Origin of the sequence: Gilliamella sp. B2824, from assembly GCF_026536245.1 — a bacterium.
In the GTDB taxonomy this organism is placed as follows: domain Bacteria; phylum Pseudomonadota; class Gammaproteobacteria; order Enterobacterales; family Orbaceae; genus Gilliamella.
This window is the reverse complement of the sequence record NZ_JAFNON010000007.1, coordinates 66,621-89,206: the sequence shown is the minus strand read 5'-3', so window position 1 is coordinate 89,206 and position 22,586 is coordinate 66,621. Positions and strand designations below refer to the sequence as shown.

Below are 22,586 nucleotides of genomic sequence, written 5' to 3'. Positions count from 1 at the left end.
TAAAATAAATATAAGCAATACTATATGACTATTAGCCAATAGTATAATGTTTATAACGGTTTGCTATTGATTTTTTATTGATTCAAATACCTAAATAGCCTGCTTTTTAGCATCGTCTTTTTATGATAAGCTACCCCACTATTTCAATTTCATAATACAAGGTTTTTTATAAAAATGTCGTTACCAATGATTGTCACCTTTAGTGTGTACATTTTAGGGATGATTGCGATCGGTTTTTTTGCGTTTCGTGCAACGCAAAACTTTGGTGATTATATTCTCGGTGGGCGTCGTATCGGTAGTGTTGTGACAGCACTTTCAGCCGGTGCTTCTGATATGAGTGGCTGGTTGTTAATGGGGCTTCCCGGTGCCGTTTTTTTATTCGGTATATCTCAGAGTTGGATTGCTATTGGTTTGATAATCGGTGCTTATCTAAATTGGTTACTCATTGCTGGCAGGTTACGTGTTTTTACCGAAATTAACCATAATTCTTTAACATTACCAGACTATTTTGCTCGACGATTTGATGATAAGAGCTCTTTACTTCGTATTATTTCGGCAGTAATTATTCTGATCTTTTTTACCATTTATTGTGCTTCTGGTGTCGTTGCTGGCGCAAAATTATTCGAAAGTACATTTGGTATGAGCTATGGTTGGGCAATGTTAGCTGGCGCTGGTGCGACTATTGCCTATACTTTTATTGGGGGGTTTTTAGCGGTGAGCTGGACTGATACGATTCAAGCTAGTTTAATGATGTTTGCCCTGATTTTAACCCCAATTATGGTTATAGCTAATGCAGGTGGTTTTAATGATGCTATTGTTCATATTGAATCACTTAATCCCGATTATATAAATATCTTTGCCCATATGGACTTTATCTCTATTATCTCTTTATTAGGATGGGGATTAGGTTATTTTGGTCAACCGCATATTTTAGCAAGGTTTATGGCTGCTGATTCACATGAGGTAATGAAAAATGCTCGTCGAATTAGTATGACATGGATGATTTTATGTTTAGTCGGTGCCATTACGGTTGGTTTTTTTGGAATCGCCTATTTTGCTAATAATCCAGGTTTAGCTTACTTAATTAATAATGGTAAGCATGAACGTATTTTTATTGAGCTATCAAAATTACTGTTTAATCCTTGGATTGCTGGTATTTTACTTGCTGCAATCTTAGCTGCAGTAATGAGCACGTTAAGTTGTCAGCTACTTGTTTGCTCAAGTGCTTTAACCGAAGATTTTTACCGTGCCTTTTTAAGACCAAACGCTAAACAGCGCGAACTTGTTTGGGTGGGGCGTATTATGGTGCTATTGGTTTCGGTTATCGCTATTTTATTAGCAATAAACCCTAATAACAGTGTACTTGATTTAGTTAGTCATGCTTGGGCAGGATTTGGCGCAGCTTTTGGACCAATTATTGTTTTTTCTGTATTTTGGTCAAGAATGACACGTAATGGTGCATTAGCGGGAATGGTGATTGGTGCAATAACCGTGTTGCTTTGGATCAATTTTAATTGGTTTAACCTTTACTCACTTATTCCTGGATTTTTATTTGCATCTATTGCCATTGTGATTGTTAGTTTATGCGATAACAGACCTAACGAAGTTGTGGCAGATCATTTTAAACAGGCGTATAAACGTTTTCATAATAAAGCAGAATAAAATTTTTATTTAAAGTAAACTCTAAACGTAACAAAATATAATAGGTAAATATCATGACAAAAAATGTGATCAAACAACTGCAAGAGCGTGGACTGATTGCTCAGCTTACTGATGAAAAAGCACTGGTAGAACTCATAGAACAACATCCCATTGCGCTTTATTGTGGTTTTGATCCTACTGCCGATAGTTTGCATCTTGGTCATTTAGTTCCTTTACTTTGTTTAAAACGCTTTCAATTAGCTGGCCATAAACCGATAGCTTTGGTCGGTGGCGCAACGGGTTTAATTGGTGACCCGAGTTTTAAAGCCGTTGAACGTAAACTCAATACAGAAGAAACAGTTGTTGAATGGAGTGAAAAAATTAAACAACAAGTGTCACCATTTTTAGATTTTAATTGTGGTGAAAATGCCGCCATTGTTGCCAACAACTATGATTGGTTTAGTGGTATGAATGTGCTCACTTTTTTACGTGATGTTGGTAAGTATTTTTCAGTCAATGCTATGATTAATAAAGAATCAGTGAAGCAACGTATTGACCGCGATGAGCAAGGCATTTCATTTACTGAGTTTTCTTATAGTCTATTACAATCTTATGATTTTGCGTGCTTAAATAAATCTCACAGTGTCGTATTACAAATTGGTGGTTCAGATCAATGGGGAAATATTACCGCAGGTATTGATTTAACCCGCCGTTTACATCAAAAACAGGTATATGGCTTAACTGTGCCATTAATCACAAAATCTGACGGAACTAAATTTGGTAAAACAGAAAGTGGTGCTGTTTGGCTTGATCCGAAAAAGACTAGTCCATATAAATTCTATCAATTTTGGATTAATACGGCTGATGCTGATGTATATCGCTTCTTAAAATTCTTCACTTTCATGCCATTAAGTGAAATTGATGCACTGGAAGAAGAAGACAAAAATAGTGGCGTTGCACCAAGGGCTCAATATGTATTGGCAGAAGAAGTGACTCGATTAGTGCATGGTGAAGAGGGGCTAATTGCCGCGAAACGTATTACCGAAAGTCTTTTTTCAGGAAAATTAAGTGATTTATCGCAAGCAGATTTTGAACAGTTAGCGCAAGATGGTATGCCAACACTATCAATTGAAAATGATGCTGATTTACAACAAGCAATCGTTAATGCACAGTTTGCACCTTCCCGAGGTCAGGCCAGAACCATGATAGAATCAAATGCCATTTCGGTAAATGGAGAACGTAACTCAACAATTGATTACCGTTTTACTGATAGCGATAAACTGTTTAATCGTTATACTTTACTGCGTCGTGGTAAAAAATATTACTGTTTGTTAATTTGGGGATAATCGAGTGAAAAATATTTTATCGATCCAGTCACATGTGGTATTTGGTCATGCTGGTAATAGTGCGGCTGTATTTCCTATGCGTCGTATTGGTGTAAATGTATGGCCTTTAAATACAGTGCAATTTTCTAATCATACACAATATCAACAATGGACTGGAACGGTAATGCCAGCATCGCACTTAACTGAGATTGTTGATGGAATTAATCAAATTCATGAATTAAAGCGGTGTGATGCAGTTTTAAGTGGATATATGGGTTCGCCAGAACAAGGCAATGCAATTATTGAGATTGTTAAAAAGGTCAAAACGGTCAACCCAAATGCGATTTATTTTTGCGATCCTGTAATGGGACATCCTGAAAAAGGTTGTGTTGTTGCGCCCGGTGTTGCTGAGTTTTTATGTAATACCGCTTTATCTGTTGCTGATATGATGGCGCCTAACATTCTCGAATTAGAAGAGCTAAATGATAAACAACACATTAGTAATGTTGATGAAGCAGTTATTGCTTGCCGAAAAATTTGTAATAAAGGTCCTAAAGTTATTTTAGTCAAACATTTAAGCCGAGCAGGCTATAACAAAGATAATTTTGAAATGTTACTAGTTACACAACATGAAGCTTGGCATATAAGCCGTCCATTAGTTGATTTTGGTGTTAAACAACCGGTTGGTGTCGGTGATATGACAAGTGGATTATTTTTGGCGAATATATTACTTGGAAAATCGCTTGTTGAGGCATTAGAACATACCACTGCTGCGGTATATGCAGTGATGCTTGAAACTTTAAAACAACACGAATATGAATTACAATTAGTTGCAGCACAAAATGAAATTGAAAAACCAACTCATTGGTTTCGTGCAAAAAAAATTGATTAATTATTAAAATATGTAAAAATAAAACTAAATTGCGTTTAACAAAATAAATGAGGGGATAATGGATACTATATCATTAGGAGAAAAACTTTCAGCTTTAAGGGAAAAAATGGGGTTAACTCAAGATGATATCGCCAATAAAATCCATGTCCGCAAAACGATTATTGAAGATATTGAAACCGGACAAATAATTACAACCCCCCTCGTATTTGTTAAAGGGTATATTCGTTCTTATGCTGAGCTTGTTGGTTTATCCGCTCAAGAGTATCAACCTTATATTGATCAGCTATCTGAGCAATATCCTTCCCAACAAAAGAGTAATTATCAATGTAATTATAAGCGTAAACGCGGAAAAGGAATCTGGTTTATGATTATTTTTGTCATTTTATGTGCATTAGGTATCACTCTATATTGTGTTAATAAAGCAAATAAAAGTAATTTTGTTGAAGTTAGCCATTATATTTCTCCATCGACGTCTAACCATGTTAATAGTTAGCAAATTTTGTTATTCTCATACAGACTTTTGCTTTAAATCTTGTTAAGATTACTGGCTAGTTATTTTGTAATATAATTAGGCAGGTTATGAGTCATCAAGATTCACCGATTATTAGACGAGAATCTACAAGGATTTATGTTGGCAACGTACCTATAGGTGGTGGTGCGCCTATAGCAGTTCAATCGATGACCAATACTCGTACAACTGATGTTGCCAAAACAGTTGCTCAAATACAAGCACTTGAACGCGTAGGTGTTGATATTGTGCGAGTATCAGTTCCAACTATGGATGCAGCTGAAGCGTTTAAATATATTAAACAACAGGCTAAAGTTCCACTCATAGCTGATATTCATTTTGACTATCGTATTGCTTTAAAAGTTGCTGAATATGGTGTGGATTGTTTAAGAATTAATCCCGGTAATATTGGTAATGAAACCCGAATTCGCTCGGTTGTTGATTGTGCAAAAGATAAAAACATTCCGATAAGAATTGGTGTTAACTCGGGTTCTTTAGAAAAAGATATTCAAGAAAAATATGGCGAACCGACACCTCAAGCAATTGTTGAATCGGCGATGCGGCATGTGGATATACTCGACCGGCTTGGTTTTGAACAATTTAAAGTAAGCGTTAAAGCATCGGACGTTTTTACTGCGGTAGATGCTTATCGATTATTAGCGAAGCAAATTAAGCAACCCTTACATTTAGGTATAACTGAAGCGGGGGGCGTGCGTAGTGGTGCGGTAAAATCGGCAATAGGGTTAGGTTTACTTCTGTCTGAAGGTATTGGTGATACGCTTCGTGTATCGTTAGCGGCAGACCCGACTGAAGAAGTTAAAGTCGGATTTGATATTTTAAAATCGTTACGTATACGCGCAAGAGGCATCAATTTTATTGCATGCCCTACCTGTTCAAGACAAGAGTTTGATGTAATTAACACTGTAAATATATTAGAGCAACGATTAGAAGATATTATTACTCCAATGGATGTCTCTATTATTGGATGTGTTGTCAATGGCCCTGGTGAGGCACTTGCGTCGACAATGGGCGTTGCTGGTGGACATAATAAAAGTGGCTTTTATGAAGATGGTGTGCGTATAGGTCGAATTGATAACGAAAAAATGATTGATGAATTAGAATCCAAAATTCGAGCCAAAGCCTCGATTTTGAAAAACCGAATTGTAGCAACTGAATTATAATTTTATTTAATAGCGAATAAACGAATGGCAGAGAAAAAAATCCAATCAATACGGGGAATGAATGATTTACTCCCAGCAGATAGTGCAAGTTGGCAACAGATAGAAAAAATTGTCAAAGGTGTTTTAAATAGCTATGGCTATAATGAAATAAGAACCCCCATTGTTGAAGATACAGCACTCTTCAAAAGAGCCGTAGGTGAAGTAACTGATATTGTTGAAAAAGAGATGTATACTTTCAACGATCGTAATGATGAAAGTATTACCTTACGTCCAGAAATAACGGCTGGTTGTGTACGTGCAGGTATTGAGCATGGGCTGTTTTATAACCAAGAACAGCGCCTTTGGTATTTAGGTCCTGCTTTTCGCTATGAAAAACCGCAAAAAGGACGATATCGTCAATTTCATCAATTTGGTGTTGAAGTATTTGGACTTGAAGGTCCCAATATTGACGCTGAACTGATATTGTTAACTGCACGCTTTTGGAAAGCCTTAGGTATTGAAAAACATACTTCTTTAGAATTAAATTCAATCGGTTCACTTGAGGCAAGAGCGAATTATCGAAAAGCTTTAGTTGACTTTCTTGAGCAACATAAAGATAAATTGGATGAAGACTGTTTACGTAGAATGTATACTAATCCACTAAGAGTCCTTGATTCAAAAAATCCAGTAGTACAAGAGTTGCTTAACCAAGCGCCAAAATTATTTGATTATTTAGATGACGATTCTAAGCAGCATTTTGAAGGCTTATGTCGATTGTTAGATAATGCAGGAATAAAATACAATATTAATCAAAGATTAGTTCGCGGCTTAGATTACTATAATCGTACTGTTTTTGAATGGGTAACAAGTAGTTTAGGTGCGCAAGGGACTGTTTGTGGTGGCGGTCGTTATGATGGACTGGTTAGCCAACTCGGTGGGCAACCTACGCCAGCAGTAGGATTTGCGATGGGGCTTGAACGTTTAGTATTATTAGTTCAGGCGGTAAATCCATCATTTACGCAAGAAAACGCGATTGATATCTATATGATTTCATCAGGCGATGAAAAAACGATTTCAGCGGCACAATGTATTGCAGAACAATTACGCGATGGATTACCTAACAAACGAATTGTGACTAATTATGGATCAAGTAATTTTAAGAAACAATTTGCGAAAGCAGATAAATTAGGTGCTAAAATAGCCGTCATTATTGGCGAAAATGAAATTGCAAACCAAACAGTTACGATTAAAAATTTGAAAACAGGTGAACAAATTGAAGTTGCAAAGGCCAACATTGTTCAAACTTGTTTAGCAATAGAATAAGGAAAATAGGAGAAAAAAGTGAGTCATCAATTAACGAGTGAAGAACAATTTTCGATGATAAAAGAATTTCTTGCTAAGACATGGAAAATTATTGTAGCAGTTATCGTAATTGGATTATTAGGCTTTTATGGATGGCGTTACTGGCAATCTTATAAAGTGAATCAATCGATAGAATCATCAGATCGATATGAGCAATTAATTAAAAAGTTAGATGAGACAAAATCCGATTCTGTCAATGAATTAGTTGCCTTTGCTAAAGATAATGATACTGTTTATAGTGTGTTTGCTAATTTACGTGCAGCTAAGTTTTATGTTGATGTATTAAAAGATTATGCTGGCGCGCAAACATTGCTAACTGATTCGCTGAAAAAGACTGATGCAGAACCGATAAAATCGCTTATTTATGTTCGTATTGCTCGCTTACAAAATCAGCAAGGTCAATATCAAGATAGCTTAAATTCGTTAACGAATATCACTGAAAAAAGTTGGGCGCCAATTGTTAACGATCTGCGTGGTGATATATTAGTCAAATTAGAGCGTTACAGTGATGCAGTTGATGCATATAATCTCGCTTTAACTTCGGGACCAACTAAAGAGTTAGAAACAAATATCAAAATGAAGTTAAATCAAGCTGAATATTTAAAAGCTAAACAACAAGTTGAACAAGAAGAACAAGCTAAAACTGAGCAGAAAGCTCAGACACAACAAGCAACAACAGAACAAAATAAAAATTAATTTATCCTGCTATAAGGGTCTTTAAAATGAAGTTATCAAAATGTTTTTTTACCGGTGTTTTAATGTTCTCACTTGCTGGATGCTCGTTATTTGGTGGTGAAGAAGATGTGGTTCAAATTTCACCATCACCGACAGTCAACAATCAATTTCCTATTCAACAAATTTGGCGAAATAGTACATCAGGTAATACGCAAATTTACTCTTTATTAGGGCCGATTAATTATGATAATGCTATTTATGTAGCGAGTCGTAGTGGTCAGGTAAAAGCCCTTGATTTATCAAGCGGTAATACGATTTGGGATATCAATTTATCACAAAGTACCTTATTTAGCAGTAAAACAGCTTTATTTTCTGGTGGCGTAAGTGCAGATGATAATTATGTATATGTAGGCAGTGAACGAGCAGTTGTTTATGCTTTAGAACGCAATAGTGGTAAAGTGGTCTGGGAAAAACCGGTGAAAGGTGAAGTCTTAGCGCGCCCTGTATCTTCAGAAGATAAATTAATCATACATACTGCTAACGGTGTACTACAAGGACTTAATCGTAACACTGGCGATGAATTATGGGATGTGTCTTTTGATGTTCCTGCTTTATCTTTAAGGGGGAATTCAACACCAACTATAGCTCATGGTGCTGCAATTGTCGGTGATGATAATGGACGTGTTGATGCTTACTTTATTAAAGATGGACAACTTATTTGGCAGCAGCGTATTTCGCAGCCAACAGGTTCAACTGAAATTGCAAAATTGAACGATGTTGATTCCACACCAGTTGTTGAAGGCAATCTTGTTTATGCTGTAGGGTATAATGGTAATGTTGCTGCATTAGATTTAAGTAATGGTCAAGTTGTATGGAAAAAACAAATTGGCTCAACGCACAGTTTTGCAGTTGATTCTCATCAACTATTTGTTGTTGATCAAGATGACAATATCCAAGCTATCACTAAAAATGGTGGGGCTGTTGATTGGACTCAATCCAGTCTTTTACATCGTCAATTAACCGATCCTGTTGTGTATCAAAATTATATTGTTGTGGGTGATTTTGAGGGTTATTTGTATTGGCTAAATAAAGACAATGGTGAAATTGTTGCTAAAACACAAGTAAGTAGTAGTGGATTAATCTCCCGACCATTAGTTGTGGACAATAAATTAATTGTCCAAGCAAAAAATGGTGATATTTACGCATTTACAAAAAATTAAGGTAATTAGATAAACATGATACCTGTAGTAGCACTAGTTGGTCGTCCGAATGTTGGAAAGTCGACTTTATTTAATCGCTTAACTCGGACTCGAGACGCCTTAGTCGCTGATTTTCCAGGATTAACTCGTGATCGTAAATATGGCCGAGCTGAGATCAAAGGTCATGAATATATCGTGATTGATACCGGCGGTATCGATGGCACAGAAGAAGGGGTTGAAAGCTTTATGGCTGAACAATCCCTACAAGCAATTGAAGAAGCCGATATTGTGCTTTTTCTGGTCGATGCTAGATCGGGTGTTATGCCTGCTGATCATGCTATTGCCAAGCATTTACGCTCACGTCAAAAAGCGACTTTTTTAGTTGCTAACAAAATTGATGGTATTGATGTCGATACTGCTGTTTCTGACTTTTATGGCTTAGGATTAGGTGAAATTCACCCCATCGCGGCTAGTCATGGTCGTGGCGTAACCTCATTAATCGAAACTGTCTTAGATCCAATTTTTCAATTTGAATCAGAAGAAGCAACTGAAGTTAGTGTTCACAATGAACTAGATGATTTACCTGAATCATACGATGATTTAGGTGATGAAACCGAATCATTGATTAATCAGCCAATTAAAGTAGCTATTGTTGGTCGTCCAAATGTTGGTAAGTCAACACTAACAAATCGTATTCTAGGTGAAGAGCGCGTTGTCGTGTATGACATGCCCGGCACCACTCGTGATAGTATTTATATCCCTATGACCCGTGATGAGCGCGAATATGTTGTGATAGATACTGCTGGTGTTCGTAAGCGTGGCAAGGTGACAGAAACCGTTGAAAAATTTTCTGTTATTAAAACACTACAAGCTATTGAAGATGCCAATGTTGTGATTTTAGTCATTGATGCTAGAGAGGGTATATCTGATCAGGATTTATCACTCCTTGGCTTTATTATTAATAGTGGGCGCTCACTTGTTATTGCGGTGAATAAATGGGATGGCTTATCGCAAGATATTAAAGAACAAGTGAAAACTACGCTAGATGATAGACTGGATTTTATCGATTTTGCACGTGTTCATTTTATTTCTGCTCTCCATGGCAGTGGTGTTGGCAACTTGTTTGATTCAATTCAAGAAGCCTATGATTGTGCAACACGACGAGTTAACACTGCATTATTAACTAAAATTATGCAGATGGCTCAAGATGATCATCAACCACCTTTAGTTAAAGGGCGCAGAGTTAAATTAAAATATGCTCATGCGGGAGGATATAATCCACCGATCGTTGTGATTCATGGTAATCAAGTTGAAGAGTTACCTGATTCATATAAGCGCTACTTGATGAATTATTTTAGACGCTCATTGAAAATTATGGGATCACCTATTCGTATTCAATTTAAAGAAGGTGCTAATCCATTTGAAGGCAGAAAAAATAGTTTAACCGCATCTCAACAACGTAAACGCCGTCGATTGATGAAACATGTTAGGGGGCGAAAGTAGTTTATGTCAGAGCAAGTTAGTATAGATGGTAAAGAGGGTTTTTGTCCTAAATGCCATTGTAAAATGCAAGTTGTTTCACCTCAACACTATGTCTGTTCTCATTGTAAGCAGCACTACCTTGAACAATACATTTGTCCCATTTGTCAGCAAAATGCTCAAATGATTAAAGGTTGTGGTGCAATTAATTATATTTGTCATACTGATGGTTTAATTGCTAGCAGTAAGGTGATATTTCACTATTTACCAGAGTAAAAAGACTTTATCTATATTAGAGTCATAAGAGGTTATTTTATGCGAATTATTTTATTAGGTGCGCCAGGCGCTGGAAAAGGCACTCAAGCACAATTTATTATGCAAAAATATGGTATTCCCCAAATTTCAACAGGGGATATGTTACGTGCAGCAGTTAAATCGGGTAGTCCACTTGGTTTGCAGGCTAAAGAACTAATGGATGCCGGTAAGCTTGTTACTGATGAGCTGGTGATTGCGTTAGTTAAAGAGCGTATTGCGCAAAGTGATTGTGCTAATGGTTTTTTACTAGATGGTTTTCCTCGCACAGTACCGCAAGCTGATGCAATGAAAGCGGCAGATATTGACATAGATTATGTGCTTGAGTTCGATGTTCCTGATTCAGTAATCATTGACCGTATGAGTGGCAGACGAATTCATGCACCGTCAGGACGGGTTTATCATGTTCGCCATAATCCACCAAAAGTTGAGAATATTGACGATGTTACTGGTGAACCATTAACTATTCGTAAAGATGATCACGAAGATATCGTGCGTAAACGTCTTGTTGAATATCATCAATTAACTAAACCTTTAGTGAGTTATTATCAGCATGAAGCTAAACAAGGTCATACGCAATATTTCCGTATTGATGGAACGCAACCTGTGGCAGAGGTCACTAAAGAGTTAGCTAAAATTTTAGGATAATTACGGGTTAACTAAAAGAGCAAGAAGTTAATTTTATCTTGCTCTTTTTGACATTATTTTGCAGCGTTAAGCGCTTGTTCTAAATCGGCAATAATATCATCGATATGTTCTATTCCGATAGATAATCTCACCATTTCTTGACTTACTCCGGCTTTTTGTAATTCTTCATCATTAAGTTGACGATGAGTTGTTGACGCTGGATGACAAGCAAGTGAACGTGTATCACCAATATTAACTAAACGCAGAATTAGCTTTAAAGCATCAATAAACTTAGCCCCAGCTTGTATGCCGCCTTTTATACCAAAAGATAAAATTCCAGCCGGCAACCCCTTATCCATCTGTTTAACCGCTAAGTAATGCTCAGGGTGAGTATCAAGACCGGCATAGTTAACCCAACTTACTTGTGGATGAGATGCTAAATATCGAGCGACTTTTAAGGTGTTTTGACAGTGACGTTCAATACGTAAAGATAATGTTTCAAGCCCTTGCAGTAATAAAAAAGTATTAAATGGTGAAAGTGCCGCTCCCATATTACGCAATGGAATAACTCGACAACGCGCAATATAAGCAGCATCGCCAAAAGTTTCAGTATATGAAACACCATGATAAGAGGGATCGGGTTGATTTAACATTGGATATTTTTCCGGATATTTTTTCCATGGAAATTTACCGGAATCGACAATCATGCCACCTAAACTATTGCCGTGGCCGCCAATATATTTAGTTAATGAATGCACTACAATGTCGGCACCAAACTCAAAAGGACGACAAAGTGCTGGACTTGCTACAGTGTTATCGACAATTAAAGGAATGCCATGCCGATGAGCGATCTCCGCAAGCGCCGATAAATCAACAATATTTCCGGCTGGATTACCAATACTTTCACAATATAACGCTTTGGTTTTATCATCAATTTGTTGTTCGATAGCTTGAAGGTTATCATGCGGTGCAAACTTGGTTGTAATGCCGAAGTTAGGTAGTGTGTGAGCAAATAAATTATACGTTCCGCCATATAATTTGGAAACCGAAACAATATTTTCACCGGCAAATGTAATAGCTTGAATTGCATAAGTAATTGCGGCCATACCTGAGGCGACAGCCAATGCACCTATTCCTCCTTCGAGAGCAGCTATGCGCGCTTCCAGTACAGCATTGGTTGGGTTAGTAATACGTGTGTAAATATTGCCAGCGACTTTTAAATCAAAAAGATCAGCGCCATGTTGAGTATCATCAAAAGCATATGATGTTGTTTGATAAATGGGGACAGCAACAGCATGGGTGGTTGGTTCTGGACTATAGCCTGTGTGTAGAGCAATTGTTTCTGGTTTCATGTTAGAGCCTCATAATTATAATAATATAACAACAAGGCTCTATTTTGCGCAAAAAATCCTGAAAAGGTAAAGTGTTATAATACCATTCTTACGATATCAATATCACCTAACTCTTTATATAGATTCTCAATTTGATCAATGTGCGTTGCATTAATTGTAATTGAAACCGAATGATAATTACCTTTGCTACTTGGTTTAACTGAAGGTGTATAATCACCCGGCGCATGTTTTTGAATGACTGTCACCACTTTGTCAACTAATTCAGGTTTTGCTTCTCCCATTACTTTATACGTGAAAGAGCATGGAAATTCTAATAATTCATTTAATTTTGTTTTCTGTTGCATAATTTGATTTCTCAGTTAATCGGTATTTTTAATTACTAGTGTAATCTACTTTTTCCTATATATAGGCATTTTATGATTCTTCAAGTAACAAAAAATAAACATCGCTTTTTAAAGGCTCTAATTTGATCTATGATAATAAAATTCTATTATGACTTATAAAACATATCTTAACTATCAATCATAAGGCCATACAGCATGTTATCTCAGTCCAACAATAAAGAACCCTTTGGCACATTATTAGGTTATGCACCGGGCGGCGTTGCCATTTATTCTTCAGATTATGAAACATTAGATCCCGAACAATACCCTGATGATGCATCCTTTCGTAGTTATTCAGGATACGAATATATGGGCTATAAGTGGCAATGTGTCGAATTTGCAAGGCGTTTTTTGTTTTTGAATTATGGGATTGTTTTCACTGATGTTGGTATGGCTCACGAAATATTTTCACTACGCTTTTTAAGGCAAGTGGTTAATGAAGCTATTTTACCTTTACAAGCTTTTGCTAATGGTAGTAAAAAAATACCCGAAGCAGGCTCATTATTAATCTGGGATGATGGTGGCGTATTTGATAGAACGGGGCATGTTGCAGTTATTACCGAAGTATTTGATGACAAAATTAGAATAGCTGAACAAAATGTGATACATACGCGTTTACCTATTGGTCAACAATGGACGCGTGAACTTAAGATGACAGTAACAAATGAAGGTTATTTATTACATGATACCTTTGATGATACGAAAATTTTAGGTTGGATGATTCAAACAGATAAAACTGAACATAGTTTACCGCAACCTGAAGTAGCAAAACCCTTACTACAAATTCATAGTGCTCATATAACGAATAAAGAACAATTTGAAAAAAAATGGCTTGATGAGTCAGATCCTTTAGAAAGCACCTATGTGTTAGCCGCAGGTCATGCAATTAGTCATGATGATCATTATCGTTACTTCACTATTTCAGAAAGTGCTGAACAAGAATTAATCCGTGCGACGAATGAATTACATTTGATGTATTTGCATGCAACGGATAAAGTGCTAAAAGACGATCATTTATTAAATAATTTTAATATTCCAGAAATACTTTGGCCAAGATTAAGGCTTTCATGGCAACAGCGCCGCTATCAAATGATAACAGGTCGTTTAGATTTTTGTATGGATGAGCGCGGTTTAAAAGTCTATGAATACAATGCAGATTCTGCATCTTGTCATACAGAAGCCGGGCAAATTTTGGAAAAATGGGCGGTACAAGCTGAACTCAATATTGGTACTAATCCGAGTGCAGGGTTACTCAATTCGCTTGCTAACTGTTGGAAGCATAGTGATGCTCAAGCTTTTGTACACATCATGCAAGATAATGATAGTGAGGAAAATTATCACGCTTTGTTTATGCAAAAAGCCCTGACTTTAGCTGGTTTTAAAAGCAAAATATTACGTGGCTTAACTGGTTTAAAATGGGATAAGCAAGGGCAATTAGTTGATGATGAAAACAGGCAGGTCACTTGTGTATGGAAAACATGGGCATGGGAAACAGTATTAGAGCAGCTGCGACAAGAAAGTGAGGCGCAAGTTGCTGGCTTACCGATTCGTACTTGGCATCCTGAAAATGCGGTCCGATTAATTGACGTGCTTTTAAGACCTGAAGTCTCGGTTTTTGAGCCTTTATGGACAGTAATACCAAGTAATAAAGCGATTTTACCAGTGCTATGGTCATTGTTTCCTAATCATCGTTATTTATTAGAATCAACGTTTGAACTTAATGCAGATCTTATCAAAAAAGGGTATGCCATTAAACCTATTGCCGGTCGACGCGGTAGTGATATTGAATTAGTCAGTAGTCAAGAACAAACACTAGGCAAAACGGTTGGTCAATTTGCTAAGCAAGAAAATATTTACCAAGAGCTTTGGTGTTTACCTAAGGTCGATGATCGATATTTACAAGTTTGTACTTTCACTGTTGGAGGTCATTATGGTGGCGCGTGTTTACGTTCAGATCCCACTTTGGTGATAAAAGGTGAAAGTGATATGCAACCACTACGTGTATTAACTGATGAGCAATTTATGAAATAATTTCTTTGTAAAGAATTTTCAGGTTATAGTTATACCAGATGTAACAAGAATAGACATATTTTAGATAGGTAAATGACTATCACTTGATTAATTTATTTTTAATAAGTTCTCATTGTTATTGACTAACCCTAGTCGACTAAAAAAATTCGATGAAAAACTTACACTATCATGTAGTGTGGTTATGTTTATAATTAGGTTTTTGTTGAAATTGATTGAGTTACATAAATATAATTAAAATAATGGGATAAAAAGGAATATATGGTAAATACATTACTTCGAAGTGGTGATATTAAAGATTTCAAAATGCTTGGGCATGATGGGAAAGCCGCTTATCTTGTTGCGGCGCAAATCCGTGAAATGTTTAGAATTAAATTAGGTAAACAATATGCCGATTGTTTAGCTATACCACAACGTAATGATCAAGGTAATATTATTGATTGGTACATTCCTTTTGAATCAGATCAACCTGATGGGCAATATGATATTGTACCTTGGACATCAGCGAGCGAATCAGAGCAAGAATCAGCTTTGATTTTACTCAAAGAGTTTGAACACAAAGTATTGAATTTTGGTAAACAGTTAGCAAGCAACCCTAATTTAGAAGGCGATCAACTGCTTTTTAGTCGCTTGATTTATGATCCCAACAATAAGAGTGATGACCTAGAACCCAATTTGATGGCAATTCGATTTCCAAGTAATCAATTTGTCTATATTGTTAACGGTAAACCTGTTATTACTTTTTGGGGATTTGTTTATCCGCAAACTGCGCAAGTCAATTCACCATTTTATTGTTTAGAATCATTCAAACAACCAACTCCATCAGCCACTCATACATTTACTGAGCCGGCCACTATTAACAAACCATGGTGGAAACGCTGGTGGCTCTGGTTACTTGCATTACTGCCTCTATTATTACTTTTATTGGCGATTTTTTGGCTTCGAGGCTGTTGGCAATCCCCTGTAGTATCGATTAATGCTGATTTAGGTAGAGATAATCATGTTTCTTCTTCTACTGTTACCGATGAAAAGCTGGAACAAGATAAAAAAGATCCTGAACCTACTGATAAAGTAATCGATAGAAACATTAAAGTGGTTAACGGAGTAACAACCAACGGTCATGATATTATTGATGCCAATGGTACCCGAGTGAATGGTGATGTTGTAGCTAACACCGTTAATCCTGTTGATTCCGCTACATTACCTAATGATGTTAAAGATGATAATAGTCTTAACCAAAACTCAGACACGTTAAATAAAGATGAGCAGGTTAATCATTCAGAAAAAGATAAAGTTGATAATCAAAATAATAACGATGATAAGTCGCCGACTAATGAACCTGATAAAAAAGATGAAAATAGCAAAGGATCAATTCCTCCCGATTTAGATGATGGTAAGCAAACAGGCACAGGAACTAACCCAGATCAAACTAATAATTTAGCTTTATCTCAAGATCAACTTAAACAAGGATCAACTAAATTTTTAGATGGTCAATGGTCTGTTGGAGGCGGTATTCAAGATAAAGCTACAGGCAAACCATTACAATTGAGTTATGACTTTAATGAAGGTAATGGTCAAGTTACCGTAACACGTAGTGATGGTGTTAAGTGTGTAGGTAAAGTAGAGAGCGGTATTAACAAGTCGAATTTAAATATTGCCAGCAATACTGAAGCAATATGTAGTGACAATAGTAAATATCAATTACCAAAAATTCAATGTACGCCTGGTAAAAACAATCAAGCTGATTGCCAAGGGGTTTATGATAACGGGAAAACATTCCCAATTACTATGAAAAAACAATAAGGTAGTATATGCTTCCAGAATTACGCAATTATGGTCAAGAAGTCACACTTATTATGAATAGTGGTATTCAGTTTCTTGATTTTGCACTTAAGATAGATTGGAAAGATAATCAATGGCGCAGTAAATTAAATGGTTATTTTATTGACCCATCTGAAAGCGGGGCATTAATAAGACTGATTGAGAATGCCGAGAGTGGTAAATTTTTTGCGCCAGATGATTTATCTTTTGCGGTTAAACCAACACAAGAAATAAGTGTTGAGCAATCACTAAAATTATATGATGGGATTTGGTTGCCAATTCCTGTCTTAAGATCGATTCCTCCAGAACGTTTTGATAAAGGACCGCATAATTGGAGCCGCGTGCGAATTGTCAGTATCCCTGAGGGTGAAGATCCTGATGGTAATACCCATCGCATCACCTTTGCATTTGATACTAAAATTTTCACCAATATGCAAGATGTGATCTATTTAGCGCCTACCGAAAATGATGTTAAAACTGGAGCAGTATTTAGTTTGGCACATCGTTCAGATCACGTTTCATGGTATTTAGAACTTAAATGGGTAACAAGCTGGCTAATTGATTTGTTTCAAGAGCTAGCGCCTCAAACTGATCGTTTAAAAATACATAAAGATGATATTAATACAGAAATTAATAATAAAGCTTATTATGGACACTATCTAAATATCATCAATTTACTTGCTGATTCATTACAATTACCAACTATTAAGATTGTATCAAATGCTAAAGATGATGTGATTAAATCAATACCCGTTGATATGATTCTTGATGTGGGTAATTCACGCACTTGTGGAATATTGATTGAAGATCATGTGCAAGATAAAGATAGCTTAAATCGTCGTTATGAGCTTGAGATTCGTGATTTAGGTCAGCCTGAGCATATCTATAATGAACCTTTCGAAAGCCGTGTTGAATTTGCGCAAACTTTTTTTGGTAAGGAACATTTTTCGTTACAAAGTGGAAGACGAGACACATTCCGTTGGCCAAGTATTGTTCGTGTTGGGACTGAGGCAAGCCGTTTAGCTAGTCAACGAGAAGGCAATGAAGGTGCTACTGGCCTTTCTAGCCCTAAACGCTATTTATGGGATCAAGATAAATATGAGCAAGGTTGGCGTTTTAATTCCCATTATGTAAAAAGTGATCATGAACCCTTTGCCACCGCTGAACCATTTTCGAGTTTAATTAACGAATATGGTGAAGCACTACATATTTTAAGCAATGATATTGAGGAAGAGTTTGATCGCAAAATGCCGGTTTTTCATCCAAAATATTCGCGAAGTTCGTTAATGACATTCATGCTCTGTGAAGTTTTGATGCATGCATTAATGCAGATGAATAGCGTTGCGCAACGTAATAAACTCGAACACGCTAAAACGCCGCGTAACCTACGTTCTATTATTTTGACTATTCCACCTGCAATGCCAAAACCAGAACAAGCCATTTTTAAAAGTTGTGTATACCAAGCTATTGGACTTGTATGGAAAAGTCTTGGTTGGGATAGTTCTGATGATAATATTGATTTTAATAATCCAGAACAATTAAAAAGTATTTGGCCAAACATCCCTGAAGTTTATATTCAATGGGATGAAGCAACTTGTGGACAAGTTGTATATTTATTTAACGAAACACAAAATAATTACAATGGACGCAGTGAAGAATTTATTGCATCAATGGTACGTCCAGATAAAACCAATAAACAAAAGCTCACAATTGCAACAGTAGATATTGGTGGTGGTACTACTGATTTAGTCATAAATGATTATGAGCTTGATTACGGTACCAGCAAGCAAATCAATAGCAGTAATGCTTATATTGTTCCAATTCAACGTTTTCGTGATGGCTTTAAAGTGGCGGGCGATGATATTTTACTTGATATTATTCAAGACACTGTACTCACAGCTTTGACTAATGGCTTAAAACAAGCTGGGCTTACTGATCCTAATCCAATTTTATCAGCAATTATTGGTTCTCAGCAGCTTTCTATTCAAGATGCGGTATTACGTCAACAATTAACTTTACAGTTATTTACGCCATTAGGTTTGCAAGTACTAAAAAGGTATGAGCTTTATGATCCGCTGCATGCCGAGCAACATGTGTATAATGCTACTTTTAGGGAGCTATTACAGCATAATGTCATGACTGATCATGTGCTTAATTTTATTAATGAACCGATTCGGCGAGCACTGAATAATCCTACTTTTTCAGTATTGGACTTAAATATTGAGATTAATCTTAAACGAATTCATTATTTATTTATACGTGGTGATTATTACAATATTTGTAAAACGTTTGACGCGCTGTCTGAAATCATTAGTTGTTATCAATGTGATGTATTATTGTTAACCGGTCGCCCGTCACGTTTACCTGGTGTACAAAGTTATTTTCGATCGCGCTTGTCAATTCCAGCCGGAAGAATCTTACCATTACATGGTTATTATACTGGCGGTTGGTATCCATTCCATAAACAAGAACGTATTGACGATCCTAAAACAACAGCGGCTGTTGGAGCTATGTTATGCTTTTTAAGTAAAAATTTACGTTTACCTAATTTTTATTTTAGATCATCAAATATCGATTTATATTCTACAGTTAAATATATTGGTCTTTTAGATAATCTTAATATGATAAAAAAGGAAAATGTTTATTACCGAGATATTGATTTAGATGATCCTGATTATGACTTTCCCGATACCTCTTTTGAGATCCGTGGCACCACACGGCTCGGTTTCAAGCAATTAGAAATCGAACGTTGGCCGGCGTCACCAATTTATATTTTAACTATAGAAAACAGTGAAGTGGCTAAACGCTTGAGTACTGAAGGTGTGGTATTAGAAGTGACATTAGGCATAAAAAGTCGACAAAAAACCATTGAGAATTTTTATATTAAAGATGTTAAAGCCTCTGATGGGCGTGCTTGTAATAAAAATCATGATATCAAATTGAACCTAAATACAATGGTTAATTCTGGATTAATAAGTACACAATATTGGCTTGATAGTGGAATGATAAAACGATGAATAATTTAAATGAACAACTTCCTAAATCTTGGGATCAAGTGTATCAAGCGTCAGCACAAGCGATTGAATGGGTGAAACAGACTCGTGATTCATCCAAACGATTGAATAGCGAGGCTGATAACTTAATTCTTGATCTTCGTCGTTTACGTAATACAGCCAAAAGATTGGGTGATGTCTCAAGTAAATCTGTGGCGGTCGGTTTTTTTGGGTTATCGCAAGCGGGTAAATCTTATCTTATCTCGGCATTAGCTGCCGGTGAAAACGGTAAACTTGAAACAGTTGTTGACAATCAAGTGTTAGACTTTATTGAACATGTTAATCCTGTTGGAAGTGGTAAAGAAGCAACTGGACTGGTTACCCGTTTTAGTCGTATAGCCAAAGGGGGAATAGCCAACTACCCATTAGAATTAAGATTATTTCAAGAGATTGAAATTGTAAAAATTCTAATTAATGCTTATTTTAAAGATTTTGATCAACAAAAAATCACGAATAAAATCGAATTCTCTTCATTGAAACAGCTGCTTCTACAGCTTGAAGGCAAGAAGCAAACTGAGCGCACTAGTGGGATAACCGAAGACGATATTGTTGATCTTTATGATTATCTTTCCGAAAATTTTGGCAATGCTTTAGAAGGATTGAAAGGCGGCTATTGGGAAAAGGCGATGCAATTACTCCCCTATCTTTCAATACTTGATCGAGGTGAACTTTTTTCGGTGTTATGGGGTGGCATAAACGAATTGACTGTGGCTTATACCCAACTCGCCACAACGTTAAGCAGCTTAAACCATGTTGATACTGTTTATGCTCCACTATCAGTATTAGTGAAAGATAATGATGGTGTTAAATCGCAAATTGATAGCATTATGAATGTCGATATTCTTGAACGATTAAATACCGATCGCGATACTCAAGTCACTATTACGCCACTAAATGGTGAGCCAACTACAATATCTATCGCTCAATTAGCATTTTTGACTGCTGAGCTGATTTTTCCTTTAGTCAATCCAACACGGGTTACTACTTTTGAAAAAGTTGATTTGCTTGATTTTCCTGGGTATCGCGGCCGTTTGAATTTGATTTCTGTCTCTGATGTTAAAGAAGGTAACCCGATTGCTCAGCTTTTATTGCGAGGTAAAGTGGCTTATCTTTTTGAAAAATATACTGATAATCAAGAAATGAACGTACTGGTTGTCTGTACGCCATCAGACAAACAGTCTGATGTTAACGATGTCGGCCCCGTGCTTGAACGTTGGATTGATAAAACCCAAGGTGAGACAGCTGAAAAAAGAGCAACAAAAAAAGCAGGATTATTATGGGCGATTACCATGTTTGATAAACGTATTGGTAGCTCATTAATACTTTCAGAAGATAATCTCAAAAATAGCTGGGGTAAAGGTGGGTTACTACAACAAACTATTTTAGAGCGCTTTGGTAATTATGATTGGTTAACAAATTGGTCAAATGGTCATAAATTCAATAATGTTTTTTTAGTGCGAAAACCCGGTTTTGATGTGCCGTTTTTAAACGTTGATGCCACTTCCAATCGTGAATTATCTTATAACGAAAGTTATCAACAAAAAATGTTGCTATTGAGAAAAACATTTATTGAAAATCCTGATATTGAGCAATATGTTAATCAACCGGCTAATGCGTGGGATGCTATGTTGCAGCTAAATGATGGTGGGATTGAACGCATTAGCCAATATTTAGAACAAGTTGCCATTACTGAAGTTAAGCAACAGCGTATTTTAGAACAGCTTAATGAAAAAATTGATTATATTATAAATATGCGTTTTGATACTTGGTATCATGCTGATAGTGATGAAGAACTAAGTAAGAAAAAACAGATTATTACTGATGTAGTGAAAGAACTACAAGGGAAAGCATTATTACTTGGCGAATTACTCAAAACTTTAGAACTGCCAGATCAAACTATCCGTGCGCTTTATCATACGAGTAATATTGATACTGAAACAACTCAAGATACTCATAATGTGCATGCAAATAGTGATGATTTATCAACTGATTTTGGCTTAAATACTGATTTTGAGTTATTTTCTGATGCAACCTTTTCGTCTGAAGTGACGCTTACATCTTCGTTACCTACCGAGTCAAAATTAGCCAAAACAGTTTTTACCGCTTGGTTGGATTATTTAAGAAATATGGTATTAGATAAACATGTTTTGCAGTTCTTTGGTTTACATCAGAAATCGTTATCTTTTATCGTCGAAGAGTTAATCACAGCTGCAAATCGTTTAAAGCTTGAGGCAAATTTAACTGATCGCATTTTAAATAATGAAAATACGGGTAGTAAACGTGATGATCTTGAGTCAAGACAAGTGAGCACCATTCATACTTTATTAGCAGATTTTATTGCTTGGCTTGGTTTTGTTCAGGGACAAGCTGTTGATATACCAATGAGCCGGGTGAATCAAGGTAAACCTATTTTTTCTTCACCGGTAGCTGAATTTACGCATCAGCAATCGCATCCATTGCCTATATTAGATGAGAAAACTAAAAATTATTCTCAGTATGCAATATTCGATTGGTTTATTGCATTTGCGATGCTTGCTCAAGAAAACATTGGACATCATGCTGGGCGTGAAATTAGTCAAGAACAAAATAGTCGTCTGGGCGAGATTTTGGCTAGTTTTAAGCAAGCTTATATAAATTAATGTGATAACAATAAGATTGAAAAATTAACTAAAAATAATATTAGATCTTCCTGATTTTAAATGAAAGTTTTGTTATTGATTACTGAATGACAAAATAGGTTGGTGATTGGGAGGCGAAATAGAGGGTACT

General features: G+C 36.2%; 17 protein-coding genes. 15 read left to right on the top strand and 2 right to left on the bottom strand.

All coding sequences use genetic code 11. The features are described 5' to 3' along the window. Positions 1 to 168: 168 nt before the first annotated feature. The 11 genes from putP to adk all read left to right on the top strand — a co-directional run bounded on the left by putP (position 169) and on the right by adk (position 11,201). Positions 169 to 1,662 carry a sodium/proline symporter PutP gene (gene putP / locus J3U56_RS08105; RefSeq protein WP_416379671.1) on the top strand — a complete coding sequence of 498 codons (1,494 nt, stop codon included), beginning with the start codon at positions 169 to 171 and terminating at the stop codon, positions 1,660 to 1,662. A gap of 53 nt (positions 1,663 to 1,715) precedes the next feature. Next, positions 1,716 to 2,987, top strand: coding sequence for a tyrosine--tRNA ligase (tyrS, locus tag J3U56_RS08100; RefSeq protein WP_267367315.1), 1,272 nt, complete (start codon positions 1,716 to 1,718; stop codon positions 2,985 to 2,987). 4 nt (positions 2,988 to 2,991) lie between these two features. Continuing rightward, the gene (gene pdxY, locus J3U56_RS08095) at positions 2,992 to 3,858 is read left to right on the top strand and encodes a pyridoxal kinase PdxY (protein ID WP_267367312.1); all 867 of its coding nucleotides are present in this window, start codon (positions 2,992 to 2,994) and stop codon (positions 3,856 to 3,858) included. Positions 3,859 to 3,916: 58 nt separating this feature from the next. Further along, positions 3,917 to 4,351, top strand: coding sequence for a helix-turn-helix domain-containing protein (locus J3U56_RS08090; RefSeq protein ID WP_267367310.1), 435 nt, complete (start codon positions 3,917 to 3,919; stop codon positions 4,349 to 4,351). An 86-nt stretch (positions 4,352 to 4,437) separates the two neighbouring features. Further along, the gene (gene ispG / locus J3U56_RS08085; protein ID WP_065634500.1) at positions 4,438 to 5,547 is read left to right on the top strand and encodes a flavodoxin-dependent (E)-4-hydroxy-3-methylbut-2-enyl-diphosphate synthase; all 1,110 of its coding nucleotides are present in this window, start codon (positions 4,438 to 4,440) and stop codon (positions 5,545 to 5,547) included. Between the two features lie 24 nt (positions 5,548 to 5,571). Next, positions 5,572 to 6,849 carry a histidine--tRNA ligase gene (gene hisS, locus J3U56_RS08080; RefSeq protein ID WP_267333900.1) on the top strand — a complete coding sequence of 426 codons (1,278 nt, stop codon included), beginning with the start codon at positions 5,572 to 5,574 and terminating at the stop codon, positions 6,847 to 6,849. Between the two features lie 18 nt (positions 6,850 to 6,867). Then, on the top strand, positions 6,868 to 7,584 hold the full coding sequence (locus J3U56_RS08075) for a YfgM family protein (protein ID WP_267333899.1): 717 nt from the start codon (positions 6,868 to 6,870) through the stop codon (positions 7,582 to 7,584). 26 nt (positions 7,585 to 7,610) lie between these two features. After that, positions 7,611 to 8,783 (top strand): outer membrane protein assembly factor BamB, encoded by a 1,173-nt coding sequence (gene bamB / locus J3U56_RS08070; protein WP_267333898.1) that lies wholly within the window; start codon positions 7,611 to 7,613, stop codon positions 8,781 to 8,783. Between the two features lie 15 nt (positions 8,784 to 8,798). Then, on the top strand, positions 8,799 to 10,265 hold the full coding sequence (gene der / locus J3U56_RS08065; protein ID WP_267348791.1) for a ribosome biogenesis GTPase Der: 1,467 nt from the start codon (positions 8,799 to 8,801) through the stop codon (positions 10,263 to 10,265). Between the two features lie 3 nt (positions 10,266 to 10,268). Beyond that, entirely contained in the window at positions 10,269 to 10,517 is a 249-nt protein-coding gene (locus J3U56_RS08060) for a zinc-ribbon domain-containing protein (RefSeq protein WP_267333896.1), read from the top strand. Between the two features lie 39 nt (positions 10,518 to 10,556). Further along, the gene (gene adk, locus J3U56_RS08055) at positions 10,557 to 11,201 is read left to right on the top strand and encodes an adenylate kinase (RefSeq protein WP_267333895.1); all 645 of its coding nucleotides are present in this window, start codon (positions 10,557 to 10,559) and stop codon (positions 11,199 to 11,201) included. A 53-nt stretch (positions 11,202 to 11,254) separates the two neighbouring features. Here adk and J3U56_RS08050 read toward each other — a convergent pair whose 3' ends face one another. Then, a complete protein-coding gene (locus J3U56_RS08050) occupies positions 11,255 to 12,532 on the bottom strand; it encodes a bifunctional O-acetylhomoserine aminocarboxypropyltransferase/cysteine synthase (RefSeq protein ID WP_267344418.1) in 1,278 nt (425 codons plus the stop codon). A 74-nt stretch (positions 12,533 to 12,606) separates the two neighbouring features. Further along, on the bottom strand, positions 12,607 to 12,876 hold the full coding sequence (gene ybeD / locus J3U56_RS08045) for a DUF493 family protein YbeD (protein ID WP_065634508.1): 270 nt from the start codon (positions 12,874 to 12,876) through the stop codon (positions 12,607 to 12,609). A gap of 195 nt (positions 12,877 to 13,071) precedes the next feature. On the opposite strand from ybeD, the gene gss reads away from it, so the two are divergent. From gss to J3U56_RS08025, 4 genes are all read left to right on the top strand, one after another. Beyond that, positions 13,072 to 14,946 carry a bifunctional glutathionylspermidine amidase/synthase gene (gene gss / locus J3U56_RS08040; RefSeq protein ID WP_267333893.1) on the top strand — a complete coding sequence of 625 codons (1,875 nt, stop codon included), beginning with the start codon at positions 13,072 to 13,074 and terminating at the stop codon, positions 14,944 to 14,946. Positions 14,947 to 15,204: 258 nt separating this feature from the next. Further along, on the top strand, positions 15,205 to 16,746 hold the full coding sequence (locus J3U56_RS08035) for an SrfA family protein (RefSeq protein WP_267333892.1): 1,542 nt from the start codon (positions 15,205 to 15,207) through the stop codon (positions 16,744 to 16,746). Between the two features lie 8 nt (positions 16,747 to 16,754). Further along, positions 16,755 to 19,781 carry a virulence factor SrfB gene (locus J3U56_RS08030; RefSeq protein WP_267367308.1) on the top strand — a complete coding sequence of 1,009 codons (3,027 nt, stop codon included), beginning with the start codon at positions 16,755 to 16,757 and terminating at the stop codon, positions 19,779 to 19,781. Further along, positions 19,778 to 22,456: a putative virulence factor gene (locus J3U56_RS08025; protein ID WP_267367306.1), complete on the top strand. Its 2,679-nt coding sequence runs from the start codon at positions 19,778 to 19,780 to the stop codon at positions 22,454 to 22,456. Before J3U56_RS08030 ends, J3U56_RS08025 begins: the two co-directional genes overlap by 4 nt. Positions 22,457 to 22,586 lie beyond the last annotated feature (130 nt).